This is a genomic window from Priestia sp. P5_B4 (assembly GCF_056400385.1).
Genome location: NZ_JBFULJ010001241.1, coordinates 1 through 851, shown reverse-complemented (window position 1 = coordinate 851; position 851 = coordinate 1). Strand labels below are relative to the sequence as shown.

Below are 851 nucleotides of genomic sequence, written 5' to 3'. Positions count from 1 at the left end.
AAATACGGTATTCGCCATGTACCGGTCGTTGAAATTGGAGACGAGGGGCAGTTTAAAGGAGTAATTGAAAAAGATTATGAACAAATAGAAAAATTGATTGAAGACTATTCACCAATTGTTAAATAGCTGGAACATCTATTTTATTCATTCATTAAAACAATAAATTATTTTGAGACATAGTGAGGGACAAAACACATGAAAAAACTACAGCTGACAGCTATCTTTTTATCACTTCTTTTATTACTAGCCGCTTGCGGAACACCAAATAAAGAAACAGCGGCTAACGCAAGCAAAGACAAAGTACAAAAAATTATTGTAGGAACAGGTACGCAATTTCCGAACATTTGCTTTCTTGACGATAAAGGAAATCTAACAGGGTATGACGTAGAACTTGTTAAAGAAATAGACAAACGTCTTCCAAACTATAAGTTCGAATTTAAGACAATGGATTTTTCTAATTTACTTTTGAGCTTAGAATCGAACAAAATTGATTTAGTAGCCCATCAGATGGAAGTAAATGAAGAGAGAAAACAAAAGTTCCTTTTTAACAAAGAACCTTATAATATCTTTCCGCTACATGTAGTTGTAAACGAAAAAAATACGTCTATTAAATCAATTAAAGATTTGAGCGGTAAAAAGGTAATTGTAGGAGCAACGAGTAATTCTGCTAACTTAATCGATAAGTATAACAAAGAACAYGGAAATAAAATTAATATCGTCTATTCGGGCCAAGGATCTGATGATACAAAAACGCAGCTGAAAACAGGGCGTGCGGATGCCACGATTAGTACGCCGTTTGCAGTTGACTTTGTCAATAAACAAGCGGACGCAGAGCAAAAAGTTGTAGGGCC

The 851-nt window shown here is 34.6% G+C and carries 1 protein-coding gene; it reads left to right on the top strand.

Annotated features, from left to right (window positions below):
* Nucleotides 1-195 precede the first annotated feature (195 nt).
* A partial coding sequence (locus tag AC1DRF_RS30210) for a transporter substrate-binding domain-containing protein (RefSeq protein WP_477742598.1) occupies nucleotides 196-851 on the top strand: 656 nt, incomplete at its 3' end.